This is a genomic window from Micromonospora sp. NPDC000207 (genome assembly GCF_040300925.1).
Taxonomy (GTDB): domain Bacteria; phylum Actinomycetota; class Actinomycetes; order Mycobacteriales; family Micromonosporaceae; genus Micromonospora.
Map to the genome: position 1 here is coordinate 1 of NZ_JBEPEQ010000180.1, position 7,223 is coordinate 7,223.

At 71.3% G+C, this 7,223-nt stretch carries 5 protein-coding genes; 2 read left to right on the plus strand and 3 right to left on the minus strand.

The window, feature by feature from the left end:
* Positions 1 to 16: 16 nt before the first annotated feature.
* Entirely contained in the window at positions 17 to 508 is a 492-nt protein-coding gene (locus ABT336_RS26240; protein WP_350900098.1) for a carboxymuconolactone decarboxylase family protein, read from the minus strand.
* 407 nt (positions 509 to 915) lie between these two features.
* On the opposite strand from ABT336_RS26240, the gene ileS reads away from it, so the two are divergent.
* On the plus strand, positions 916 to 4,077 hold the full coding sequence (gene ileS / locus ABT336_RS26245) for an isoleucine--tRNA ligase (protein ID WP_350900100.1): 3,162 nt from the start codon (positions 916 to 918) through the stop codon (positions 4,075 to 4,077).
* A gap of 208 nt (positions 4,078 to 4,285) precedes the next feature.
* Entirely contained in the window at positions 4,286 to 4,981 is a 696-nt protein-coding gene (locus ABT336_RS26250) for a lysophospholipid acyltransferase family protein (RefSeq protein WP_350900102.1), read from the plus strand.
* 55 nt (positions 4,982 to 5,036) lie between these two features.
* Here the strand turns inward: ABT336_RS26250 and ABT336_RS26255 are convergent, their stop codons facing one another.
* The gene (locus ABT336_RS26255) at positions 5,037 to 6,512 is read right to left on the minus strand and encodes a cryptochrome/photolyase family protein (RefSeq protein ID WP_350900104.1); all 1,476 of its coding nucleotides are present in this window, start codon (positions 6,510 to 6,512) and stop codon (positions 5,037 to 5,039) included.
* Between the two features lie 64 nt (positions 6,513 to 6,576).
* On the minus strand, positions 6,577 to 7,107 hold the full coding sequence (locus ABT336_RS26260) for a hypothetical protein (RefSeq protein WP_350900106.1): 531 nt from the start codon (positions 7,105 to 7,107) through the stop codon (positions 6,577 to 6,579).
* Between the last annotated feature and the right edge of the window lie 116 nt (positions 7,108 to 7,223).

The window sequence follows — 7,223 nt, forward strand, 5'->3', positions numbered from 1 at the left end:
CCCGGCCCCGGGCGGCTCACCCGTGCGCTCTCGCCCGGAGCCGTCCCGCCGCCGCCTGACGGTTGCGGGCGTCGACGGTGGCGATGGCGATCGTCAACTCCGCGAGTTCCCGCTCCGACCAGACCCGTGCGGCGGCGTCCCAGACGTGGTCGGGTACGCCGCCCTCCCCGAGTCGGGTGAGCGCGTCGGTGAGGGCGAGGGCGGTGCGCTGCCGCTCGTCGATGTCGGGTGTGTCCCGCAGGTCGGCCACCGCCGTGCCGCCGGAGACCTCCCCACCACCGCAATCCCCGCCTTCCCGCCGCCGACCCGACCCGTCCGGGGAGTCCGGTGCGGGCGCGGGGTCGGCCTGCGGGGGTGGTACGGCGTCAGTGTCGGCGTGGAGCAGGCGGACGCGTCGCTCCACCAGCTCCAGTACCACCGGGTCGACGGTCCTGCGGGCGTGGTGTGCCAACCCGCAGACCGCCTCGTACGCCTCGGGCGTCACCGCCGCCGGGTCGATCCGACCCATCGTGTCCTCCCGTCCTGGATGTCACTTCACAAGACGTGCGGCGGGCCTGGATTGCAGCAACCGAGCCGTGTGAGACCGCCCACTCGACAGACCGCCCCCCGGTGGTGGCCCCGGCGGGCCGGCCCTGGTTACTCGCAGGCGCGCAGCGGAAGGCGACGGGTATCGTGGTGCCACACGGCGACGATCCGGCATCACCGGGGAGCCTCCGGAAGAACGGCCGGGTGACCGGCTCAGTAGAACCGGACGGGTGCGGCCCGTCACAGCCGACAAACGAGCGGGCGGTCGATCTCGACCGTCAAGCGGGGTGGTACCGCGGGTCCGACCCGGGGCGCCGGATTCGGCGTACCGGAGGGGGCTCGTCCTCGCAGACCACACGACAGTGAGCTGCGCGAGGAGAGCGACCCCCGATGGCCTATCCGTTGCACGACCCGACCGCCGCCGGTGTCCCGGCGAGCCCTGACCTGCCCGCGGTCGAGCGCGGGGTGCTGGAGCACTGGACGGCCGACAAGACCTTCGAGGCCTCCGTCGCCGCCCGGCCCGCCTCCGGATCGGCAGACGACGGCGGTGCCGACAACGAGTACGTCTTCTACGACGGTCCGCCGTTCGCCAACGGCCTGCCGCACTACGGGCACCTCTTCACCGGCTACGTCAAGGACGTCGTCCCCCGCTACCAGACGATGCGGGGTCGACGGGTGGAGCGGCGCTTCGGCTGGGACTGTCACGGCCTGCCCGCCGAGGTGGTCGCCGAGAAGCAGCTCGGCATCACCTCCAAGGCCGAGATCCTCGACCTCGGGGTGGCCCGGTTCAACGAGGCGTGCCGGACCTCGGTGCTGGAGTTCACCCACGACTGGGAGCGGTACGTCACCCGGCAGGCCCGGTGGGTCGACTTCGCCGACGACTACAAGACCCTCGACCTGGACTACATGGAGAGCGTCATGTGGGCCTTCCGGACGCTGTACGACAAGGGTCTGGTCTACGAGGGATTCCGGGTGCTGGCGTACTGCTGGCGGTGTGAGACGCCGCTGTCGAACACCGAGACCCGGATGGACGACGTCTACCGCGACCGGCACGACCCGACGTTGACCCTGTGGTTCGAGCTGACCGCCGACGAGTCCGCCCCCGAGGCGGTGCGCGGCCCGGTCAACCTGGGCGTCTGGACCACCACCCCGTGGACCCTCCCGTCGAACCTGGCGCTCGCCGTCGGCCCGGACATCGAGTACGCGGTCCTGGAACGGGACGGGGCCCGGTACGTGGTGGGCGCGGGTCGGGTCGGCGCGTACGCCAAGGAGTTGGAGGGGTACACCCAGGTCGGCACGGTGTACGGCCGGGACCTGGTCGGACGCCGCTACACCCCGCTCTACGACTTCCTCGTCGAGCAGGGCGGGGAGAACGCGTACCAGGTCCTCGGCGCGGACTTCGTCACCACCGAGGACGGCACCGGGATCGTCCACCTGGCCCCGGCCTTCGGCGAGGACGACCAGAACGTCTGCAACGCGGCCGGGATCCCGACGGTGGTCACCGTCGACGACCACACCCGCTTCACCTCGCTGGTCCCGCCGTTCGAGGGCGAGCAGGTCTTCGACGTCAACAAGTCGGTGATCAGGCAGCTCAAGGAGCGGGGGGTGGTGTTGAAGCAGGACACCTACACCCACGCGTACCCGCACTGCTGGCGGTGCGACACCCCGCTGGTCTACAAGGCGGTCTCCTCCTGGTTCGTGGCGGTGACCCGGTTCAAGGACCGGATGGTCGAGCTGAACCAGGAGATCAACTGGACGCCGGGGCACATCAAGGACGGCTCGTTCGGCAAGTGGCTGGCCAACGCCCGGGACTGGTCGATCAGCCGGAACCGGTTCTGGGGGTCGCCGATCCCGGTGTGGCGCTCCGACGACCCGGCCTACCCCCGGATCGACGTGTACGGGTCGCTGGCCGAGATCGAGCGGGACTTCGGCGTACGCCTGACCGACCTGCACCGGCCGGCGGTGGACGAGCTGACCCGGCCCAACCCGGACGACCCGACCGGGCGCTCGACGATGCGTCGGGTCCCCGAGGTGCTGGACTGCTGGTTCGAGTCCGGGTCGATGCCCTTCGCCCAGGTGCACTACCCGTTCGAGAACCGCGACTGGTTCGAGCACCACTACCCGGGTGACTTCATCGTCGAGTACATCGGGCAGACCCGCGGCTGGTTCTACACGATGCACGTGCTGGCCACCGCCCTGTTCGACAGGCCGGCGTTCCGCAACTGCCTCAGCCACGGCATCCTGCTCGGCTCGGACGGACGCAAGATGTCCAAGAGCCTGCGCAACTACCCGGACGTCTACCACGTCTTCGACTCGTACGGCTCCGACGCGATGCGGTGGATGCTGATGTCCTCGCCGGTGTTGCGGGGTGGCGACATGGCGGTCACCGAGGCGGGTATCCGGGACGCCGTCCGGCAGGTCCTGCTGCCGCTGTGGAACGTCTGGTACTTCTTCACCCTTTACGCCAACGCCGACGGGCACACCGCGCGGCGGCGGGTGGACAGCACGCACCTGCTCGACAGGTACATCCTGGCCAAGACGAGGGAACTGGTGGCCACCGTCGGCGCGCAGATGGACGCGTACGACATCTCCGGGGCGTGTGCGACGGTCCGGTCCTACCTGGACGCGCTGACCAACTGGTACGTCCGGCGGTCCCGGGACCGGTTCTGGGGCGGCGACGCGGACGCCTTCGACACCCTCGCCACGGTGTTGGAGACGTTCTGCCAGGTGGTGGCACCGCTGGCGCCGCTGACCACCGAGGAGATCTGGCGTGGGTTGACAGGTGGGCGGTCGGTGCACCTGACCGACTGGCCGTCGGCCGAGGAGTTCCCCGCCGACCCCGACCTGGTGGCCGCGATGGACGCCACCCGGGAGGTCTGCTCGGCGGCGCTGTCCCTGCGGAAGGCCCAGGGTCTGCGGGTCCGGCTGCCGCTGGCGACGTTGACTGTGGCCTCGCCCCGGGCGGCGCAGCTGCGGCCCTTCGCCGACCTCGTCGCCGACGAGGTCAACGTGAAGGAGGTCGTCTTCTCCGAGGACCTGGCCGACCACTGCCGGCAGGTGCTGACGGTGGTGCCCCGGGCGCTCGGTCCCCGCGTCGGCAAGCAGGTGCAGCAGGTGATCAAGGCGGTGAAGGCGGGGGACTGGGAACTGGTCGACGGCGCACCGGTCGCCGCCGGGATCACCCTCGCCGAGGGCGAGTACGAACTGCGCCTGGTCGCCTCGGACGCCGATCAGTCCGCCCCGCTGCCCGCCGGTGAGGGAGTGGTGGTGCTCGACACCGCAGTCACCCCGGAGTTGGCCGCCGAGGGGCTGGCCCGGGACGTGGTCCGGGTGGTCCAGCAGGCCCGCCGCGACGCCGACCTCGACGTCTCGGACCGGATCGCGCTGACCCTGTCCGCGCCGGACCAGGTGCGGGCGGCGGTGTCGACGTACACCGAGGTGGTTGCTCGGGAGGTGCTCGCCGATCGCATCGACTTCGCCGAGGAGGTCGCCGGGTTCACCGGTGAGGTCGGCGACGGCGAGTCGGTGACCGCCGCCGTCAGTCGGGTCTGACCCAGTCGCCGCCCGGTCCCCTGCCGTCGTGTCCGCCGTCGGCAGGGGACCGGTGCGTCCCCGAGGGGGGCGGCTCACACCGCGTGGTCACCGGGTCGTCGCGGATCGGCGCCGCAGTGACCCGATCGGTGCCGCTCGACGGCGTCGGCTAACGTGACAGCGCCCGGCCAACCACACCGCCCGTTGGGTACGACAGTCCGGAGGACCAGTGCCGCTGCTCTACACGATCGGCAAGCTCACCGTGGCCCCCGTGCTGCGGATGGTCTTCCGTCCCACCGTGCAGGGGCTGGAAAACGTGCCGAGGTCCGGTGGGCTCATCTTCGCCAGCAACCACCTGTCGGTGGCCGACGAGATCTTCCTCGGCACTGTGGTTCCCCGGCACCTGGCCTTCTGGGCGAAGTCGGAGTATTTCAAGGGCAAGGGCCTCAAGGGCACCTTTCACAAGCACTTCCTGACCGGGCTCGGCGCGATCCCGGTCGAGCGGGGCGGCGGACGGGCGGCGTTGTCGGCGTTCGACGCCGCCGTCCCGGCGTTGCGCGCCGGCGAGCAGGTGGCCATCTATCCGGAGGGGACCCGGTCGCCGGACGGTCGGCTCTACCGGGGACGGACGGGCGCGGCCCGGTTGGCCCTGGCCGCCGGGGTGCCGATCGTCCCGGTCGGAGTGAGCGGCACCGACAAGGCCCAGCCGATCGGCGCCCGGATGCCTCGGCCGGGCACCGGCCCGATCGTCCTGCGGTTCGGCAAGCCGCTGGACTTCACCGGCCGGTCCGACGACCGGAGTTCGCTGCGGGCGATGACCGACGAGCTGATGAGCGAGATCCAGAAGCTCTCCGGCCAGGAGTACGTGCCGAGGTACGCCCCCCCGAAGCGGGACGAGCCCGCCACCGGCGCCACCCCCGTCTGACCCGACAGCCGGGGTGTCCCCGGGCTCCCGTCCGCACCCCCGGCGGGCGGCCGGTTCACGGCGGGTCGCTGCCGCGCTGCCGTTCCTGGGCGGCCACGGCTTCCACGTCGGCGAGCTGTGCGAGCTGCTTCAACGGCCGGGCCATCCGGGGGTTGTCCCTGATCCGGTCCTTGTTGCGGTGCAGGAAGGACCAGTATCCGGCGGTGAACGGACACGAGTTCTCCCCGAGACGAGCCTTCGGGTCGTACGGGCAGCCGCCGCAGTAGTCGCTCATCCGGTCGAGGTGCGACCCGGCGGACGCGTACGGCTTCGTGGACATCCGGCCCAGGTCGGCGAAGTGGCTCATGCCGGCGACGTTGGCGGTCATCACCCACTCGTACCCGTCGACGAAGCTGCGGTGGAACCAGTCCACCAGCTCGTCCGGCCGCCAACCCCGTTGCAGGGCGTAGTTGCCGAGCACCGTCAGCCGGGGGATGTGGTGCACCCATCCACGACTCCGGACGCCGTCGAGGACGTCGGAGAGGCAGTGTGCGCGTACCACGTCGGCGTCGATCTCCTGCCACCACTGCGGGACGGTGCGGCGGGCGGCCAGGGCATTGCTGTCGCGCCATCCGGCGTCGAAGTACCAGTACAGGTTCCACACGAAGTCCCGCCAGCCGAGGAGCTGCCGGACGAACTTCTCCACGCTGGGCAGCGGGGCGCCGTCGGCCCGGTACGCCTTCTCCGCGCCCCGGATCGCCTCCATCGGGTCGAGCAGCCCGAGGTTGAACGACGACGAGAGCATGCTGTGCGCCATCGACGCGTCGGTGGAGAGCATCGCGTCCTCGTACGGGCCGAACGCCGACAGCCGGTGCCGGAGGAAGTGCCGCAGCCGGATCTGGGCCTCCCGACGGGTCACCGGGAACCGGCGGGGGCCGTCCCGGCCCACGAACCGGATCCCCTCCCGCTCCCACCGGTCCAGGTCGGCCCGGACCTCGGCGTCGATGTCGTCCTCCCGGGGCATCGGCGGGTTCGGCACCGCCACCCGTCCGGCCTTCTTCGGCGGGGGCCGCCGGTTCTGCGAGTCCAGGCTCCACCGGCCGCCCACCGGGTCCGTTCCCTCGACCAGGACCTCGTGCCGGAGTCGGGCGAAGCGGTAGAACGTGTCCAGCCGCAGGGTGCTCCGCCGGGTGCCGTCGGCCCAGTCGGCGAAGTCGGTCATCGCGGTGACGAACCCCCGGGCCGGCAGGACCGTCACCCGCCCCTGCCGCTGGACGAAGTCCAGCGCCCGCCGGGACGTCGGGTGGCACACGTCGAGGGGCTCGGAGACCTGGCGGAGCCCGTCGGCGTACGTCTCGGTGCGCAGGTAGCGGGCCTGGTCGCCGAGTTCGGCAGCCCGGTGCCGCATCGCGGAGAGCACCAGGTGCGCCTTCTGCCTGTGGAAGGCCCGCCGCCGGAAGACCGATTTCGACTCGATCAGGAGCGCGGGTTGACGCCTGTCGTCGAGGAAGTGTGGCCCCAACTGATCAGCGAAGAGCCAACGCCGTGACATGCCCTGATTGTGGCTCAGGTGGAAGATCCGCGCTTGGTGACGTGAGGGGCCTTTCGTCGGGTTCTCACGTCCGTTCCACTGTGATGATCCGACTCCGGAGAGTGCCGAGCAGGGAGGCGCTGTCGGGCAGCGAGAGTCGGGTGAAGACGCCCGTGATCAGGCTGCCGTGGTCCACCGAGGTGCAGACCACCACTGAGGTCTCCCCGGACCGACCGGTGCCGCACCGTACGTGCCGTCCCCGGATCGCCGAGTCGACCGGGGTCACGTCGGTCAACGCGTACCGCTCGGTGAGCCGTCCGAGTTCCCCCTCGGCGTCACTCTCCGGGGTCGGCCGGAAACCGGTGCCCCCGATCACCGTCACCTGTTTGCCGGCCTGGTCGGTGTAACGGCCGCTGAAGGTCTCCTCGGTCAGCCAGTTCGCCCTGCTGATCTCGGCCTCCATCTCGCGCACCGAGTCGTCGGCGTCGCGCAGCCGCAGGTCGGCGACCTCGGCGGGCAGGCTGGCGGTGGCGGGGTACTGGTCCCAGGCGGGTTTGCCGAAGTAGAGCGGGCAGCCGCAGCAGCAGGCCACCGTCAGCAGGAACGTCGTCAGCATCCGCAGCGGCCACCGGCGTCGTCGGCGGCGCGGGGGAGGAGCGGGTGGGCCGGGTGGCCGGTGGTCGCCCCCGGGGTGCCTCGGCGGCGGTGGCGGTGGCGGCGGCGACACCGGTC